The organism is Flavilitoribacter nigricans DSM 23189 = NBRC 102662, assembly GCF_002646595.1.
Classification (GTDB): domain Bacteria; phylum Bacteroidota; class Bacteroidia; order Chitinophagales; family Saprospiraceae; genus Flavilitoribacter; species Flavilitoribacter nigricans.
In genome coordinates this window covers 114,694-131,103 of the sequence record NZ_PDUD01000033.1, presented here as the reverse complement: position 1 = coordinate 131,103, position 16,410 = coordinate 114,694, and the positions used below count along the sequence as shown (strand labels likewise).

The 16,410-nt window shown below is 52.1% G+C and carries 15 protein-coding genes; 6 read left to right on the top strand and 9 right to left on the bottom strand.

Annotated features, from left to right (window positions below):
• Positions 1 to 75 precede the first annotated feature (75 nt).
• The 6 genes from CRP01_RS28100 to CRP01_RS28075 all read right to left on the bottom strand — a co-directional run bounded on the left by CRP01_RS28100 (position 76) and on the right by CRP01_RS28075 (position 8,235).
• Positions 76 to 1,425, bottom strand: coding sequence for a M1 family metallopeptidase (locus CRP01_RS28100; protein WP_099153391.1), 1,350 nt, complete (start codon positions 1,423 to 1,425; stop codon positions 76 to 78).
• Between the two features lie 68 nt (positions 1,426 to 1,493).
• Positions 1,494 to 4,748 (bottom strand): VPS10 domain-containing protein, encoded by a 3,255-nt coding sequence (locus CRP01_RS28095; RefSeq protein ID WP_099153390.1) that lies wholly within the window; start codon positions 4,746 to 4,748, stop codon positions 1,494 to 1,496.
• Between the two features lie 398 nt (positions 4,749 to 5,146).
• Entirely contained in the window at positions 5,147 to 5,521 is a 375-nt protein-coding gene (locus tag CRP01_RS28090) for a hypothetical protein (RefSeq protein ID WP_099153389.1), read from the bottom strand.
• Positions 5,522 to 5,638: 117 nt separating this feature from the next.
• Positions 5,639 to 6,262, bottom strand: coding sequence for a hypothetical protein (locus CRP01_RS28085; RefSeq protein WP_099153388.1), 624 nt, complete (start codon positions 6,260 to 6,262; stop codon positions 5,639 to 5,641).
• A gap of 64 nt (positions 6,263 to 6,326) precedes the next feature.
• A complete protein-coding gene (locus tag CRP01_RS28080) occupies positions 6,327 to 7,184 on the bottom strand; it encodes a methyltransferase domain-containing protein (protein ID WP_170110570.1) in 858 nt (285 codons plus the stop codon).
• Between the two features lie 118 nt (positions 7,185 to 7,302).
• On the bottom strand, positions 7,303 to 8,235 hold the full coding sequence (locus CRP01_RS28075) for a TraB/GumN family protein (protein ID WP_099153386.1): 933 nt from the start codon (positions 8,233 to 8,235) through the stop codon (positions 7,303 to 7,305).
• Between the two features lie 190 nt (positions 8,236 to 8,425).
• On the opposite strand from CRP01_RS28075, the gene CRP01_RS28070 reads away from it, so the two are divergent.
• From CRP01_RS28070 to CRP01_RS28045, 6 genes are all read left to right on the top strand, one after another.
• Positions 8,426 to 9,187, top strand: coding sequence for a ParA family protein (locus CRP01_RS28070; RefSeq protein ID WP_099153385.1), 762 nt, complete (start codon positions 8,426 to 8,428; stop codon positions 9,185 to 9,187).
• 47 nt (positions 9,188 to 9,234) lie between these two features.
• Entirely contained in the window at positions 9,235 to 9,735 is a 501-nt protein-coding gene (locus tag CRP01_RS28065; RefSeq protein ID WP_099153384.1) for a hypothetical protein, read from the top strand.
• Positions 9,736 to 10,074: 339 nt separating this feature from the next.
• On the top strand, positions 10,075 to 10,437 hold the full coding sequence (locus tag CRP01_RS28060) for a T9SS type A sorting domain-containing protein (protein WP_099153383.1): 363 nt from the start codon (positions 10,075 to 10,077) through the stop codon (positions 10,435 to 10,437).
• Positions 10,438 to 10,625: 188 nt separating this feature from the next.
• Positions 10,626 to 10,991 (top strand): hypothetical protein, encoded by a 366-nt coding sequence (locus CRP01_RS28055; RefSeq protein ID WP_099153382.1) that lies wholly within the window; start codon positions 10,626 to 10,628, stop codon positions 10,989 to 10,991.
• 256 nt (positions 10,992 to 11,247) lie between these two features.
• Positions 11,248 to 11,748: a hypothetical protein gene (locus CRP01_RS28050; RefSeq protein ID WP_099153381.1), complete on the top strand. Its 501-nt coding sequence runs from the start codon at positions 11,248 to 11,250 to the stop codon at positions 11,746 to 11,748.
• Positions 11,749 to 12,079: 331 nt separating this feature from the next.
• The gene (locus tag CRP01_RS28045; RefSeq protein WP_099153380.1) at positions 12,080 to 12,703 is read left to right on the top strand and encodes an SCO family protein; all 624 of its coding nucleotides are present in this window, start codon (positions 12,080 to 12,082) and stop codon (positions 12,701 to 12,703) included.
• A 60-nt stretch (positions 12,704 to 12,763) separates the two neighbouring features.
• On the opposite strand, the gene CRP01_RS28040 is transcribed toward CRP01_RS28045, so the two are convergent.
• From CRP01_RS28040 to CRP01_RS28030, 3 genes are all read right to left on the bottom strand, one after another.
• Positions 12,764 to 13,540, bottom strand: coding sequence for a VOC family protein (locus CRP01_RS28040; RefSeq protein ID WP_099153379.1), 777 nt, complete (start codon positions 13,538 to 13,540; stop codon positions 12,764 to 12,766).
• A 161-nt stretch (positions 13,541 to 13,701) separates the two neighbouring features.
• Positions 13,702 to 14,667 carry a hypothetical protein gene (locus CRP01_RS28035; RefSeq protein ID WP_143473563.1) on the bottom strand — a complete coding sequence of 322 codons (966 nt, stop codon included), beginning with the start codon at positions 14,665 to 14,667 and terminating at the stop codon, positions 13,702 to 13,704.
• A 32-nt stretch (positions 14,668 to 14,699) separates the two neighbouring features.
• Positions 14,700 to 16,094 (bottom strand): WGR domain-containing protein, encoded by a 1,395-nt coding sequence (locus CRP01_RS28030; protein WP_222845825.1) that lies wholly within the window; start codon positions 16,092 to 16,094, stop codon positions 14,700 to 14,702.
• Positions 16,095 to 16,410 lie beyond the last annotated feature (316 nt).

Sequence of the window (16,410 nt, the reverse complement as noted above, 5' to 3'; positions counted from 1 at the left end):
CTTAGATTATAAATTTACACACTATTGGTGGACAAGAGCGTATTTATTTTCGTTTAAATGGCCCGAAAAGGCCGTTTACTGCGCGGGATAGACCCATTTTGCAAAGAGCCGGCTCAGATCTTTTCGGCTTACCTTTTCCATAATCGTTTGCAGATCCGAGCTGACCACCGGTTTGCCAAAATACTTTTTGGTATACCGCCGGATGCCTTTCCAGAAAATGCGTTCGCCCAACTCTTCGCGCAGCAGATGCAGGAAATAAGCTCCCTTGTAATACACCAGCGTCCGGTCTTCCGGAGTGGGATGATCCCAATCCGGGAACTGTAACGGTTTATCCAGCTCCTTATCGGCCACACCCTGGTAGGCTTTCCGGTAAGCTTCGATGTCTTCCAGATAGATCTCCCGGCCGAAACGGTATTCCCGATAGGCAGAGGACATGAATACCGCCATTCCCTCATTGAGCCAGAAATGTCGCCAGTCCCGGCAGGTTACCTGGTTGCCCCACCACTGGTGAGCCAGTTCGTGCGCGCCGAGATTGATGTCCTCTTTTTCCTCCAGCACCTGCTTACCGTAAGTATTCCGGATGACGGTAAAATGTTGCATTTCCTGCGAAACCTGCCCCTTCGGCAACAGCTGGGAATAACACGCTCCGGGATAGCGGACTCCCGCCTTGCGTTCAAAGAACCGCAGCATCCGGGGTGTTTCCTGAAAGATCTCCCGCAATTCCGCTTCCGAATAATCCGCCGAAAGATACTGGAACTTGACGCCGTATTCCCGTTCGATGATCAGGTGCAGGGGGCCGATGGCAAAACCGAAGCAGTAGACCGGAACGTCCCGTTTCATCCGCCAGTTGAGCTGGACCTTTCCGCCCGTCAGTGTCTTTTTGGACCGCAGCTTTCCGTTGGCGATGGCCGTCAGTCCCTGGGGTAGAATAAGCTGCAGATCAAAGCTGGCCCGGTCGGCGGGGGCCGTTCGGCAGGGCATCCAGCGGTTGGTGGAAAATACGGTGTACATCTGGCGGGATTCCGGAAAAAACTGTACCCCTCCGGCGGGTTGGCCCCAGTAAAAGATCCTTACCTTTTGTTTTCCCCGCAGACTCGCGGGAGGCAACGGTATGATCAATTGGGAGCCTTTGCGGGTAAAATCCACATCGCTTTTTTGGTACACGACCCGCTCTACTGTCAGTCGGCCACAATCCAGTTCCAGCCGGGGCGGACTCCCCGCTAAAAATCGGAACTGTACGCTTACCGCTCCCCGGATCGTCTTTTCGCTTATATCGGGTTCGATCGTTGCCTCGTAATGCAGGATATCGACCGTCTGCCGGTCTTTGTCCGGCTGGGCCTGCGTTGTAAATGCGGATATGGTCAAGATTAGGATCAGACAATTACGGATAATTGCCCGAAGCATCTGGTGTAGTTGTTTTCTCATAGGGTGTTGTTATCAGGAGGCGAAATTAGGTGCCGGGCATTTGATACCCGGCACCTGCTTTACCCCGTTTAATTCTTCGGCAGGGCCTGCCCTTCGATCCAGGGCGCCCCCGCTGCCTGTAATGCTTTTTCCATTTTCGGGATCTCCTCCGTGTGGATGGTCTCCAGGGCGGATTTAATCTCCTTCAACTGTTCGCGTGCGATCTCCATGCTTTTGACGTGGGTAGGTGTCAGGCCGTAGGTCGAGCGCATGCCCCGGCTCGCTACGGACAGACGTGACTGCACGGTCGGCGGATTGCTCTCACCTATCTCCTCTTTCGCCGGATTACCGTACATTTTTTCCTCCAGATCGAGCAGGTTCTGCTTGAGCTGGAACAGTTGTCCGTCCAGTTTACCGGGCTCTACGGAAGTCCGCTCCAGGGCAGTCTGCATGGCCTGCACCTTGTTCATGCTTTCCTCCATGATATTGGAAGCCGCGGATACCTGCATCTGCAACATTTCCAGTTGCTCCCGGAAGGCCGTTAACTCGGCCGGTGAGCTTCCCTCCAGCGCACCGTCCCGCAGCGGCACGACATCAAACGTTTCCGGTCCCGCCAGCACAGTTACTTCTCCGTCCACCTGCTGGGACAAGGTAACGGTATATTGGCCGGGTACGGCCATCATACCGCGGCTACGCCAGGAAGACTCCGGGCGTCCGTCCGTACTCACCGCGCGACGCGAGGGATAGGTCAGATCCCAGGCCGTACGATGAATACCCTTGGTGGTAGCGCCTTCGATCTTTCTCACCACATTGCCGTCGCTGTCTTTGACCGTCAGCCAGACCTTCGGACTTTCCTGCCGGTTTTCTGCGGCCAGGTCCTTCCAGGCGGGGAAGGTCACGTCTTTCCCTTCGCGGGCAGCCGTGCGGGCGGCCTTTTCCCGCTCGGATTTCAATGTGGACAGACTTTCTTTCAGATGATAGGTAAAGACCGCTCCGAATGGCGGATTATCCGCCGCGTATTTCCCGGCGCCCTGGGAGCTAACCACCGAACGCGGTACGTACCAGAGCGCGTCACGGATGGGAAAAAGCGCACCGGCCTGCGCCAGCTTTTCTTCGGAAATTTCGCGGAGTACACTGTAATCGTCCAGAATAAAGAATCCACGACCGAAGGAAGCGCCCACCAGATCATTCTCCCGCTTTTGAATGGTCAGATCCCGGAAAGCGATATTCGGGCTGCCGTTGTTGAGTTTCATCCATTTTTCACCGGCGTCCAGCGTAAAGAAAATACCGAATTCGGTAGCGGCAAACAACAGGTTCGGATCCACGTGATCCTGGACCATCCGCCACACCAGGTGCCGGTCGGGAATATTGGCACTGATGGATTTCCAGCTTTTCCCGCGATCCGTACTCTTCATCAGATAGGGTTTGAAATCGCCGTATTTGTGATTATCGAGCGATACGTAGACCGTATTCACATCGTGCAGATCCGCTTTGATGTCATTGACAAAAGCCGTTTCGGGTACGCCGGGCATTTTGCCCGCTTCGATCAGACGCCAGTTTGCGCCGCCATCTTCGGTGACCTGTACGCGGCCATCATCCGTACCCGCATAGATCAGCCCTTCCTGCAGCGGGGATTCGGCCAGGGAGGTAATGGTATTGTAGTTGGACATCGCCTTCATATCCCAGGCGGCGTCCCAGCCCCAGGTCTGTCCCATGATCGGCAGGTGTACCCGATCCTGATTTCGGGTCAGATCTCCGGAAATGGCCGTCCAGCTATCGCCCCGGTCTTCGGATTTCCAGACCCGGTTGGAAGCGAAATAAATGCGGCTCGGTTCGTGGGGGCTTACGAGGATGGGTGCATCCCAGTTGAAGCGCTCGGTATCTTCCCCGGCATCCGGCTGGGGCTGGATGTAGATCTGCTCCCCGGTGAGGCGATCCACCCGGTGAAGGCCGCCCTGCTGCGTCTCAGCGTACATGATGTTAGGATTGCCGGGCTCGGTTGCGGATTGGTGTCCGTCCGCTCCGAGGGTCTTGTACCAGTCGGCATTGCGGATACCGTGTTCGGTGTCTGTCCGGGACGGACCGCCGTGGGAACCATTATCCTGCGTACCGCCGTACACGTGGTAAAAGGGTTCCGCATCATCCACGGCCACCTTGTAGTACTGGGTGATCGGCATGTTATCGATAAAGCGCCAGTTGTCGGCGAGGTCAAAACTTTCGTACAGACCGCCATCCGTACCGATCAGCAGATAATCCGGATCATCCGGGCGAAAGGCCAGGGCGTGGTTGTCGGAATGTTTGCCGCTTTCGGAAAGCCGGGAGAAGCTACGTCCCCCGTCATCGGACACCTGTACGCGATTGTCCATGAGGTAAAGTCGTCCCTCCTGGTGCGGAGAAGCGTAGAGTTCCTGATAATAATGGGGCCCAGTCGCCCCGGAAACCGCACTGGATCTTTTTTCCCAGGAAGCGCCGCGATCCGAAGAACGGTACAGACCGCCGGTCGTCCGGTCCAGTTCGATCACTGCGTAAACGACATCGGGTTGCTGCGGGGAGATGGCCAGCCCGATCTTGCCCATATTACTGCGGGGCAATCCCGTACTGAGTTTCTCCCACTGTTCTCCGCCATCGGTACTACGATAAATGCCGGAACCCGGACCGCCGCCCATAAAGGCCGCAACGGTACGGTGCCGCTGCCAGGTGGCAGCATAAAGTACATCCGGATCGCGGGGATCGATAACGATATCGGTTACGCCGGTCCATTCCTCGTCTCCCAGCGTTTTTTTCCAGCTTTTACCGCCGTCGGTCGTTTTGTATAGTCCCCGGTCGCCGCCCTTACTCCAGAGCGGGCCCTGCGCCGCAACCCAGACAATGTCGGAATCCTCGGGGTGAACGATGATCCGCGAGATGTGTTCGGAAGTTTCCAGGCCCATTTTTTTCCAGGTGCGTCCGGCATCCGGACTGCGGTAGAGACCGTCACCGAAGCCGACATGGCGGCCCCCGACGTTTTCACCGGTGCCGACCCAGACCACACTGGGGTTATTGGGATCAATGGTCACACAACCGATGGAGTAGCTGTTCTGTCCATCAAAAATGGACTCCCAGGTCACTCCGGCGTTTTCGGTTTTCCAGACGCCGCCGGAACCGACCGCAACGTACCAGAGGTTATCATCTTCGGGATGAATGGCAATGTCGGCAATCCGTCCGGAAGTAAAGGACGGGCCGATGTTTCTCATTTTTAAACCGGAGAAATGACTTTCGGATAAAACGGAGGCGTCGTCTTTCTGTGCCTGCAGGGCGAAACCCGTACAAACGAGAAAGAGGACTAAGTACAGTTGGATTTTCATACTAGTGCATTTTGATCACCGCGCAGAGGTGTTGCGATGAGCGTGATTTATAGAAAAATAGGAAAAGTCGTTTGTGATTAGTTCAAGTTTGGGCTGTGGTTCCCGGGGATAATTCTTTATGGAGACTGATTTGAAACAGTCTAAAGGATCATTTCCTAAAGTTAGGTAATTCACCTAGAGTAGAAAAAAAGCAATGGTACTTTTAACGGTTAAAGGCTTACTATTTTAATGAGGTATGGGTTATTGGGATGGTGCTATGATTCATCAGAAAGGCTATTCTCCCCGGTGGGGAAGCTCTATACAGGACGCGCAGTGGCCTGGTCCTGACGTGCTGGTCACAGTCAGGATTCCCAAATCAATATTACGTCAGTCTATCATTTAATTTTTACCCGGCGATCTCAAACCAGATCATCCTTCCGGTACAGTTCCAGTCCCCGCTGCACCATCTCCCGGAAGGCCCGTTCCAGCTCCTCGTCCAGTTTTTTGATGTGGAAGCAGCTTTTTCCCTTGAGGCATTTGCGGACTCCTTCCGGAATATCTTCAAAGGCATCCACGTGGGTATAGATCGGAAAAAAATAGAGGCGAATATCTTTGGGTTTGGGTACTACACTACCGAAATAAAAGCCGTCGACTTTTTGTTTTCCCTGCATGGCCGGCCGGGTGCCCGCCAGTTCCAGTAGCGTTGGAGTCTCTTTTCTTACCTGGAGCGGCGGTACACACTCCAGCATGATGTTTTTCAGCGTAGATTCAATTTCCTGTAAGTCCGTTACCATAGTAGAAGATTTTACGGTTCGCCCGGGGAGAACCCGGAGGCATGAAAATGACTACCCTGCTGTTGTTGTTTCCCAAATATAATCAATACTGCGCGCTAAGTCAGCATACGGCCCCATCTAATACAGGCGGTAGGTCAAACGGTATTCAAAACGGTCAAATAATTGCATGCCCTTAAACAGCACCTCCTGCTCCCCTTCCCGGTAGGGTTCGTCGTAGCGCAGGAATTCCAGGTCCAGGAAATCATCCGTTCCGAAAAGGGAATCCACAGCCAGCCGGCTCGGCGGGCGGCCATCGACGTAGCGGGTGATCCGGCGACTGAACGTATCGCGGATGCTGTATTCCGTCCCTTCGTTATCCAGTTCGGCCAGCATAAAAGCCGCCATGCAATCAGCGAGTCGGGCGGTATCCGGCGCCAGGGTATACGGCAGTTCGTAGCTGGTTTTGGAAGAATCAAAGGTCAGATCCTTAAACAGGTGTACATCCAGGATCTTCAAACTATCCGCATCTTTCTGCAGCAGATAGGCGATCAGGATGATCTCATCGTCGTGGGTGGAAAAAACGGACATGTCTTCACTGAGATTGACGGATCTCAACTCCAGCAATTCGATCTTCCGGATCATCCGGACGGGAGCCGACAGCTCGGCATGGGCGTCGGTGGAAACGGTTTGCGCCATTTTTTGCTGACAGGCGGTCAGCAGTCCGATCAACAGCAGCAGCGACAGGTAATATCTGGGTTTCAAGATGTTCGTTTTTCAAATTATCGCAGGAACCGGCTACAGCTGCCGAATGCTCCTGGTCTGAACTTTATTGCCCGTTTGCTTTGGTGCAACTTACCAAATAATATCCCCACTTTCCGCGCCGGTAGGTCTTTTTCTGAGCCAGTCCGGTCTTGTAGTGAATACGGGAGAAGTAGGTAGCGGTCTTAAACAGATTGTAGGCCTTGGTGCCGATCATGCCGAACAGGGCCGCCCGGTAGATCCGGTTGACCGAAGGTTTGATCTGGGCACTCACATCCTCGACCCGGAAGTGAGGAAATCCCTGTTCCCGGCTCATGGCTTCCAGTTCTTCCAGCGCCAGGATATCGGAGATCGCCCAGCCATTAAGCATGGTCAGCATATCCTTGTCGGTAGTGATATCGTAGGGGTAGGGTTTGAAGGTATCGGCAAAGAGGATACGTCCGCCCGGTTTCAGGATGCGGTACATCTCCCGGAAAAAGTCCGCCTTTGCCGGCGCCGATCCAAAACTCTCGATCGCCCAGACCACATCGAAATGAGCATCGGGAAAATCCGTATCCAGGTAATTCTGCCGGGAAAAGGATACCAGCTCATCCAGTTCCTTTTCCGCCGCCAGACGGGTGGCCGTTTCTACCTGCCGCCGGCTCAGCGTGATGCCCTCTACCCTGCAACCCAACTGCTCCGCCAGAAAAAGCGCGGAGCCGCCGATCCCACAGCCGGCATCCAACACACGATCCGCCGCGGTGATGCCGCCCAGACGCATCAGCCGGGCGTTGGTATTGAGAATAGCTTCGGTATTGGTACGGGTATCCGGTTCCCAAATACCGTAGTGCAGTCCGGCCGCTTCCTCCAGGTTCCACCACATGCGGTAGTGGACTTCGGTATGGTCGTAATAATTCTCAATATCAGTGGGCGTGAATTGCTTCATGTTTTTCCGGTATACATGGTGCGTCCGAAAGATACGACGCAAAACTAAAAGGCGCAAAGAACGGGAAAACATCCCCATCCTTTGCGCCTTTCCAGATTTTTCAATCGGTGATGATCTGCTATTCCATGACGGGTTTGACCTCATACCCGGCCTGCCGCAACAGGCTGATGACGCCTTCTTCACCGCCGAGGTGACCGGCTCCCACCGCAAAGAATACCGGTCTTTCGCCCATCATTTTATCCATAATGGGGATCCAGTTGCGGTTGCGTTTCTGCAGCAGCAGTTCTTCGTAGCCGCCCAGCGCATCGGGTTCGTCTTTCATAATGCTCTGCATGCCCTGGATATCCTGGTCTTTGTACATTTTCACCATCATATCCAGTTGGTTATCCCCTTCCTCGCTTTTACCTTCCGCTTCGATGCTGGACAGCAGCATTTTGGCCTGGGCATCGTAGGGAATACTATCGAACAGACTCATCTGGAACTCCATCGTTTCCAGACCGGAGATCTCCTTTTTTTCTTTTTTCGCCATTTCCATGATCTGCATTTCGTAGGATACCATGGAGGAGCTGGACTCACCGTCCATCGAAAAACCCATCATATCTTCTCCGCCCCCGGCCATCATGGACAGGAACATCGGCTTGATCCGCTCCAGAAATGCCAGCGGAAGTCCCATTTTCTGGAAATGGGCGTTGACCAGTTCGTATTCGTCGTCTTCCAGCAGGTCGCGCAGGGTCTGATTGTCCTTCATATACATACTGGACATCATACCCATGATCTTGGAAAAGTCACTCATATCCTCCATGTCGATCTCAAAAGCCACCTCATCCGTATTCATCAGGGCCTTCTCCATGACCGGAGTAAAAAAATAATCGTCTTTCTTAATAATGTGAATGGTACCAAACACGTAGGACGGCTTGGTGAGATTATTCCCACTGACCTCCCACAACAGGGCCTTTTCCGTCGGTACATAATCCGCTACAGATTCGGACTGTGACCAGGATATACTCACGGCTGAAACCATGACCCCTAATAACATCAGGAATTTTTTCATCAATAATAATTTTCAGGAATAAATAATAGTTTTAACGCTAGGTTAGTGACGAAGTAGCGTATCTTTATTAGGTGTAAAACGTAGATAGATGTGTTTTCCTGTACAAAGGTAAGATATTTACGAACTATCCGCCATTAATATTAAAATCCCTATTTTAGCCCCCGATTGATAAAATACAGTTTGAATACCTATGGCCATAGTCATTTCGTTGTTGAATCATAAAGGAGGAGTTGGCAAAACCACCAGTACAATAAATATCGGTGCCGGACTAGTAGAACTGGATAAGCGCGTACTTTTGCTTGACCTGGATCCGCAGGCCAATCTGTCGCTTTCCCTCGGTGTCGGCCGGCAATCCACTACACTCTACGAAGCCTTGCGCGGCGAAGCCGATCTGGCTCCCGTTACGGTGCGCCCCGGGCTGGATGTAGTCCCTTCTACTCTGGATCTTTCGGGTGCGGAGATGGAGCTGATCAATGAAGCCGGACGGGAATACATCTTAAGAGAATTGCTGGAAGGGGTGCGGGACGCCTATGATTTTGTGATCATCGACTGTCCGCCTTCTCTGGGCCTGCTCACCCTGAATGCACTGACCAGTAGTGAATACGTCCTGATCCCACTGCAAACGGAATTCCTGGCCCTGCAGGGCCTCGCGAAGATTAAGCAGGTGATCCAGAAAGTGAAGCTGCGACTGAATAAAAAGCTGGATATACTGGGCGTACTGCCCACGATGTACGACGGCCGGAAAGTGCTCAACCGGGATGTAGTGGAAACCATCCAGAAATATTTCGGTCACCTGGTCTTCGAGACCTATATCCGCGACAATGTTGCCCTGGCGGAAGCTCCGGCCCAACGGCAGGACATTTTCGCCTACAACGGCACCAGTTCCGGGGCGGAAGATTATTTGAGTCTCTGCAAGGAGATCATGGAACGAACCCAAGTTAAAGCCAGTTGATGCAGCTAGCAATTCAGCGGCAATGATCATACATAATCCTGAACGTTTTGGCTAAGAAAAGATTTACCGACAATTTTGAAAGTCTCTTTGGGGATCCGATCGAGGACACCCAATCGCAGGAGCAAGCAACCACTTCCGACCAGGGTGCACCGGAAGCGGACGAAACCGCCGATGCCGATAAGAAAAAGATCAGCGGCAAGGACTTTACCGACTCCCTGCAATCTTTCCTGTCCGAAACTTTTGAGGAATCTTTCGAAAGGCAAATGGCGGAAGTAAAAAAACAGGAGCCCGCCGAAAAGCCCAAACGTCCCAAACGCCGTCGCAGCAGCCTGGATATGCTGATCCGCAATACCGTAGAACCTTCCAAGATCGAGATCGAGGGAGAAGCTCCCAAACGCCGCCGGATCACCCTCACTTTCGAACCGCAGAAGCTGGAAAAACTGCGCAACATCGCCCGGGTAGAACGGGCCATGCTCAAGGATATCATCAACGATATCGTCGGCGAGTACATTCAGAAATACGAAACGGGAAAGGAGGATAAAAAGTAGCCATCACCGATACCTTCCTCCTTCTGTTTGTTTTCCTTATCCAACCGATCCTCCCGCTATAAACCAGTATATCAATAAGAACGTCGGATGTCTTTCCGGCGCTCTGCTGCCATTCATCGGTAAAAAGCTACCGTCTATCAAATGAATTGCGCGCGGCGAAGCCGTTTTCCGCAATTTTGTCCCCACAATCACCCAAAAGCGTTAACAACTCTTTAACGTGTTAAAACGGAAGCTCCCTGCAACTTATCCCGGGCAGCAACCGTCATTACTACTAACTGCGAACAACACTCCCCAAAGATTAATCGACTGTTATTTCAAATTTTTCAAACCCGACTTTTTATGAAAATCTTCAAATCTTTTTTCGTACTCGCCCTGATGGCGATGACCCTGAATGCTTCAGCTTCCAATGAACCAACCGGAGAACTACGGCTAAAAAGCCACGTTGTGGAAAGCAATGTGGTGGTACTCCAGTTGTACAATTTGCAGCAGGAAAAAACGAAAGTAAGCATCCTGAGCCTCGATGGCGAAACTGCTTATTTCACGGATTACATCCGCAATCACAACGGATACATCCGCAAGATCAATCTGGAGGAACTTACCGACGGTCGCTACATGATCCAGGTAGAGCAAAACGAACAGTCCAAGACGCAGGTGATCCTCGTCCGGGACAGTAAAGTGCAACTATCCTCTGTCAAGGGTTAATCTATCTAACCCAAACACTCAAACTGCGTTGGAGCTTCGGTCTGGTACCGGAGCTCCATTTTTTATTGGCGCTTCCCGCAAGTTTACTGTCTCTTCCACTTTCCGAAAAAATTTTACCGGCTAAGGGTAACCATTTTCTGTCCTTCCAAATTCAGGGGATATACATGATAATTAAAACCCTTAGTGTTATGAACATCTTCAAATCTTTCTTCCTGATCGCCCTGATGGCCATTAGTTTTTCTCTGCACGCCAACGACGGTAAGCCGGAGAGTAATTTTAACCTGCAAACCAAAATAGTCAACGATAACGCCATGGTGTATCAGGTGATGAACCTGCAAAAAATGCACACCACCGTGAGTATCACGAGCATCGACGAAAAGACGACCTTCTACCGGGCATTTGTTCGGAATCACAATGGCTATTCCACGAAAGTACACCTGGAAAACCTGGCCGGCGGACGCTACATTTTTGAAGTCAGGCAGGGGGCAACCACCAAAAAGCAGATCATCCTGGTCAAGGACCGGCAGATCTTTTTGTCCAATATTTCCGAATAACCCAATTCGATATATATCCCCCCTGGGATCCCGGCATCATTCCGGGATCCCTTTTTTTATGCTCCCCGCCACCTCCGTGGCCCCGCTAATATGGGCCATTGAAAAAAACCGGCCCGCGGCTGATCGATGCGATCTACTTTGCTGTTTTATTATTGTAAAATTTTTGAGGAGTACTCAACATAACTATGCTTCAACTCAATTAGGACAGCCCGGATAATGCATTTTGCTTAACTTACCGGTCTGAAAAACATTTGCTATGAAATTATTTTTTGTTTCGGCTTTTGCCCTGCTGGTCTCCGTAACTTTTATGGCCTGTGGTAATAAAGCCACCTCCAATTCGGAAGAAACGACAGCAGCGGAAACGAGTGATTCCAGGTTTACGACGGACCAGCTGACCTCCCAGCAACAGACCTGGGATAAAGTAATGGCCATTCACGACGAAGTAATGCCTAAAATGGGAACCATGCATCAGCTGACCAAATCACTGAAAACGCAGTGGGAAAGCAATGAGTCGCTCGATACGGCTACCAAAGACGATATATCCATCGCCATTCAGGAACTCGAATCGGCCGACGAAGGCATGTGGGACTGGATGCACAACCTCAAACAACTGAAACCGCTCCAGGAGTCGGAAGCCCACGATGCGATCATTAAATACCTCAAAGATCAGGAACAGTCCATTATCCTGGTGCGGGAGGAGATGAACAACAGCATGGCCAAAGCCGACAGTATCCTGAAAGCGCTCGAAGTAGAATAAGGCACCATCGCTCCGGCCCGAAATTGTACGGCCAAAGTTAGAAAGACAGGATGATGAGACGATTTGGAGAAGGCACTCCTTTTCTCCCCTTCTCCCAATCACCCCATCTCCCCGCCCCCACCGCTCATTTTTAAAAAAAGATCCGAAGGTGCGGCCAAGAAACCGGGTTCGGTCCGATTAATGTCATTTTCCGGGTATTTCACCCCAAATTTCAACCGGCGATCGACCCAACGGGTATCCAGCTCGTTGATCTATAAAAACGTTGGTGCAGGGATCATTTGCTCAGTAGCCAACCGGCGGGACCTGCCCCTAAAAAGAAACATCATCAATCATGAGATATCTACCAATCAGCTTATTCCTACTAACGGTGCTGTTCGCAGCCTGCAGCGAAACTGCAGAACCGGAGGAACTGCCCATTATCGGCAACCACGATATAGATCCGAATACCGGTGATACCACCTACCACACTATTCCGGCCTTTTCCTTTGTGGATCAGGACAGCCAGGTGGTGAATAATTCTACTTTTAACGGTAGAGCCTACGTAGCGGATTTCTTTTTCACTTCCTGCCCGACGATCTGTCCGAAGGTGAAACAGCAAATGCTACGGATTTACGACCGCTTTGAAAATGACGATCGGCTGTTGCTGCTGTCGCACACCATTGATACCAAAAGGGATTCAGTGGCCCGCCTCAAGGAATATGCGGACGGACTGGCGGTGAGCTCGGACAAATGGCATTTTGTAACCGGTGACCGCGATGACATCTACGACATCGCAAATGATTACCTGAGCATTGCCCGCGAGGATCCGGATGCGCCCGGCGGCTTCGATCATAGCGGATGGGTGATCCTGGTGGATAAGAACGGCCACATCCGTTCGTTCGCTAACGGCACGGTAGCCGAAAAGATGGACGAATTGATCGAGGATATCGACTGGCTGCTGGCCAACGATTTCTAAACCTAATGCCGGATAGCAGCGGGCCGAAAATATCTGGGCTCGCTGCTGTCCAGCATTCTGTTAAATATCTTCCAGAAAGGTGATCCGGTTACCACTGGGATCAAAGAGGCCGAACTCATTGGTGCCCCAGGCTGTCTGCCGTCGCATCGCCGCTTCCTCCACCACTCCTTTTTCCACATATTCCCGAAACAAGGGTCCGATATTTTTCACTTCGATCCGTACATCGGTTGACGTCATGTCCTGCGGAAACTGCATTTGCAGGTGCAGGATAAGGTCCTGTCGCCGCAGCACGGCGTAATCCGCCGGTCCGTCCGAATAGTGCGTACTGTCAAATACATTCTTAAAACCCAGCTTGGTTTCGTACCAGCGGATATCCCGGGCTACGTCGGCGGAGGCCAGCACCGGACACATATACAGCAGTTCCGTGCGATCTTTTGCTTCCCGGGTCTCTCCGGCAAAAAAGGCGTCTTCCGTCATCCCCTGGGCGAAGGCAAGGGTATAGCCGTCCGGGTCTTCGATGATAAATTCCAGATTGCCGTATTCCGACTTGTAAATGGGCTCCTGTTGCACGACGGCCCCCTTCCCGCTGAATTCGGCAAACAGTTGCCGGGCATCCTGCACCCAGAAGTACAGATCCCAGATGTCCCGATTGGGCGCTATGCGGGTAGCATCTTCCGGCTGGGACAACATCAGGATCATGTTTTCCCGTTTGGGCATGGCAAAATTCGGTGGATCACCCCACAGCCGGGGCCGGTGAAAACCGAGTACATCACAGTAATAGTCCAGTGAGGTGCGGAGATCCCTGACGAAGAGGACCGGAGCGGAGCCGTAGAACATAATTTAGGGTTTTAGGTCAGGCTACCGGGTAAGATGCGCCGGTGTTGAAGCCGGCAAGTGCCCGGTCAGGCCATTTAAAGTCAGTCGGAAGATACAGCAATTGGGAGAGCTTCAGGCTACGCGGCGAGAAAATGACGCCCCGTTCCAGCCCTCGTACCTTTCTAGCTATCGGCAACGATCCCCAACAGCAAACAGACCATCGGCCAGAGTTCCGTCTCGGGTTGCCAGTTTTCGTAACTCAATTCGATCCGGCGATCATTCTTATAGTAGAATTCTGCTTTGTAGATCCCGGAGGTTTTGAGATGCAACTCGGTGCGCTTCGCCGCTTCGTCGGCCTCCAGGAGATTCCAGCGGCCCATACGTTCTCCGGACGCCAGCGTGGCTGATTCGGAAACCTGGGCTTCCCCCAAGAAAAATCCTTTTTCGAACAACTCATCGGCGACTTTCCAGGCATTAACTTCCCGGGCCGGCAGAGCGAAGGCGCGGGCATCTTCCCGCAGCAGATCAAAAGCGTAACCCACCCGGCGGTGAACCGTCAAAGCGCCATGGGCGACCTGATCGTGCAACTGGAATTTTGCCGGATAGATCTCATTCTGTAGTCCCTGCCGGAAAGACAACACACAGGACACCGGATGCTGACGAATGAATTCCCGGTAGCGGTAGCGGTGCTGCAGATTGAGCCCCCGTGGCATGGTCGGTACATAACCTTTGCTTTCCTGGATCATGAGCAGACCGGCAGCATGGGCAATAGCGTGGCGATTGCTGGGAAATTCCTGGTAATTGCAGGGCGTAGTGCGGGCTGCGTTCCCCTCCGAAACAACCTGCCATTTCCCATCCACCAGGATCTCCCAGCTTTTATCGTCTTTTTTCAGGTAGTGATACAATCGTTCATCCGTATCCTCGGCAAAGGAATAGACCCGAAAACGGCCGTTGGACCAAAATTTCCAGTTGCGTTCCTCGGCCAGGCCCGCCATCAAAGCGGAGACCTCTTCCTGTACGGCGAAAAAACCTTGTTCACGCAATTCTTTTTTTACTTCCAGGGTAGTAGTCGTACCGTGTGTCAACATCAATGCTTCGGTGATCTGGCACACGATCTCGGGTTGCAATGTTTGTAGAGAATTGGACATAGTAAGTTTAATTTGACGGTGGACGTTTTCGGTTAATCCCTCAATTCGATCAGATAGCGTACGGTGCACTGGGCCTGGTTGTAAACGATGTATTCATTGTTGATCAGATCGGCACCTCCCTGGGCAAAAAGGGAGTCGTAATTACCCCGCTTGCGCAGATTTTCTTCGGTAAGTTCGTAGCACCAGCCCTGATGGTTCTTAATCTTCAGCGGCTTCCCGATGTGGACGTCGTAAAGTGCCAGATAGGCCCGGTTTTGGGTTCCGCCGGACCAGTAGGAACCGCGCAGGGAAGAATAATTCAGGGATTTCCGGCACTTGTCCGCGAAATAGAGTCCGTAACCAAACATCTTTCCGGTGATCACGGCATTCGCCGGCCTCAGTACCAGACCGCTACCCAGAATGGACAGCCAGTTCTCATTTCGGCTTCCGTGCCAGAAAAGCCGGGTCTCCTTATCCGCAGCGCCTTCCAGAAACTGATCGAAGGAGCGTTGGGTGTGGTGGTTGATCACGGCGTAAGCACGGTGGAATTTGCGGGCGTCTTTCCCCATCATTTCCCGGATGTGGCGGATGCTCGCATCTTCGGTAACGGGCTCTACGCTGAGCCCCATGGAGCGCAACAGGTCGGTGGGTTCGGTGCCTTGCTCCTGACGCTGGGTGTTCATTTTCACCTGTCCGCGCATGACGTCCAGGGTGGCCTGTTCGGCAGCCAGTAAATTGTCCAGTTCGGACCGGTCTTCCTCCGTATCCAGCGCTTCGATCAGGTGATCCTGAACTTTACGCATTCTCCGGGGAATAATGCGGTAGAGATCCAGCAGCAATTCGTTGATCTCGCCCGGCACTTTGGTTTTGGTCCCCAGATCCACCAGTTGGTCCAGAACAAGTTGTGCCTGATCCACCTGGACCTGGGTAACCTGTTCGGCCGATACCTGATAGTTGTGCCGGATGGATTGTCGGGCCGCATTCACCAGAAAACTCATCAGACCACGCACACCGGGGTGCTCGATCGCTTCCAGGCCCGTGTGGGCGATCTCTTCGGCAAAAAGATGAGTCTGGTCTAAGTAACCCTTTTGCAGTTTTTCCCGGATCTTCCTATCCCACAATCGCATGGGATAGGAAACGGAGGTCCCCGCCGTCCCTACCCGCCCGTAGGCGACCAGGAACGTGCCGTCGGGCTGCTCTTTCATTTCGTAAAATTTGTTGTTGTTGTGAGCGGAGACCATAATCAGACGAGCGGTTTTTAGAGGCGTTTTTTCTGTCGCGTTCGGCTTACTGTCTACAATCGCCGGCGCGGGTGACGATTGGTCCAGTTGCCAGTTAGTGGGCACTTTTACCATTTTCCGGTTTTGTAGTTGCTGCGCAGCCGGCACCGGAGCCGGGGACATAGGTGTAGCATTCAACCAATGCTTCAGCAGGCTGATCAATTTCATGAGCAATACTATTTGGAGCGAAAAAAGTTTTTTGGGGTCCGAGCAGCACGGGATCAGAGAAAAAGGAGAGGCTGATCACCTCTCCATAATCCACACTTACTCAAAACAAGGTCTAACTTACTAACTCTTCGCAAATTGCGAACATACAAATGAATTACAGGTCAAATATAACTATTTTGATGGCTATTAGTCAAGTTTTTTGTTGATTATTTTTAAAAATAATACAATTTGTAATCAAAAAAGTTACACATTTACTTACTTCAGGTATCTGCAATTTGTTTACACACAACTTTTCCGCCGCTCACCCTGCGGTCAA

Coding starts and splice junctions, on each gene's coding strand:
- CRP01_RS28080 (WP_170110570.1), bottom strand. CDS start 7,184: ATGAAGCAATTCACGCCCACTGATATTGAGAATTATTACGACCATACC.
- CRP01_RS28055 (WP_099153382.1), top strand. CDS start 10,626: ATGAACATCTTCAAATCTTTCTTCCTGATCGCCCTGATGGCCATTAGT.
- CRP01_RS28030 (WP_222845825.1), bottom strand. CDS start 16,094: ATGAAATTGATCAGCCTGCTGAAGCATTGGTTGAATGCTACACCTATG.
- CRP01_RS28100 (WP_099153391.1), bottom strand. CDS start 1,425: ATGAGAAAACAACTACACCAGATGCTTCGGGCAATTATCCGTAATTGT.
- CRP01_RS28090 (WP_099153389.1), bottom strand. CDS start 5,521: ATGGTAACGGACTTACAGGAAATTGAATCTACGCTGAAAAACATCATG.
- CRP01_RS28050 (WP_099153381.1), top strand. CDS start 11,248: ATGAAATTATTTTTTGTTTCGGCTTTTGCCCTGCTGGTCTCCGTAACT.
- CRP01_RS28035 (WP_143473563.1), bottom strand. CDS start 14,667: ATGTCCAATTCTCTACAAACATTGCAACCCGAGATCGTGTGCCAGATC.
- CRP01_RS28045 (WP_099153380.1), top strand. CDS start 12,080: ATGAGATATCTACCAATCAGCTTATTCCTACTAACGGTGCTGTTCGCA.
- CRP01_RS28040 (WP_099153379.1), bottom strand. CDS start 13,540: ATGTTCTACGGCTCCGCTCCGGTCCTCTTCGTCAGGGATCTCCGCACC.
- CRP01_RS28060 (WP_099153383.1), top strand. CDS start 10,075: ATGAAAATCTTCAAATCTTTTTTCGTACTCGCCCTGATGGCGATGACC.
- CRP01_RS28095 (WP_099153390.1), bottom strand. CDS start 4,748: ATGAAAATCCAACTGTACTTAGTCCTCTTTCTCGTTTGTACGGGTTTC.
- CRP01_RS28075 (WP_099153386.1), bottom strand. CDS start 8,235: ATGAAAAAATTCCTGATGTTATTAGGGGTCATGGTTTCAGCCGTGAGT.
- CRP01_RS28070 (WP_099153385.1), top strand. CDS start 8,426: ATGGCCATAGTCATTTCGTTGTTGAATCATAAAGGAGGAGTTGGCAAA.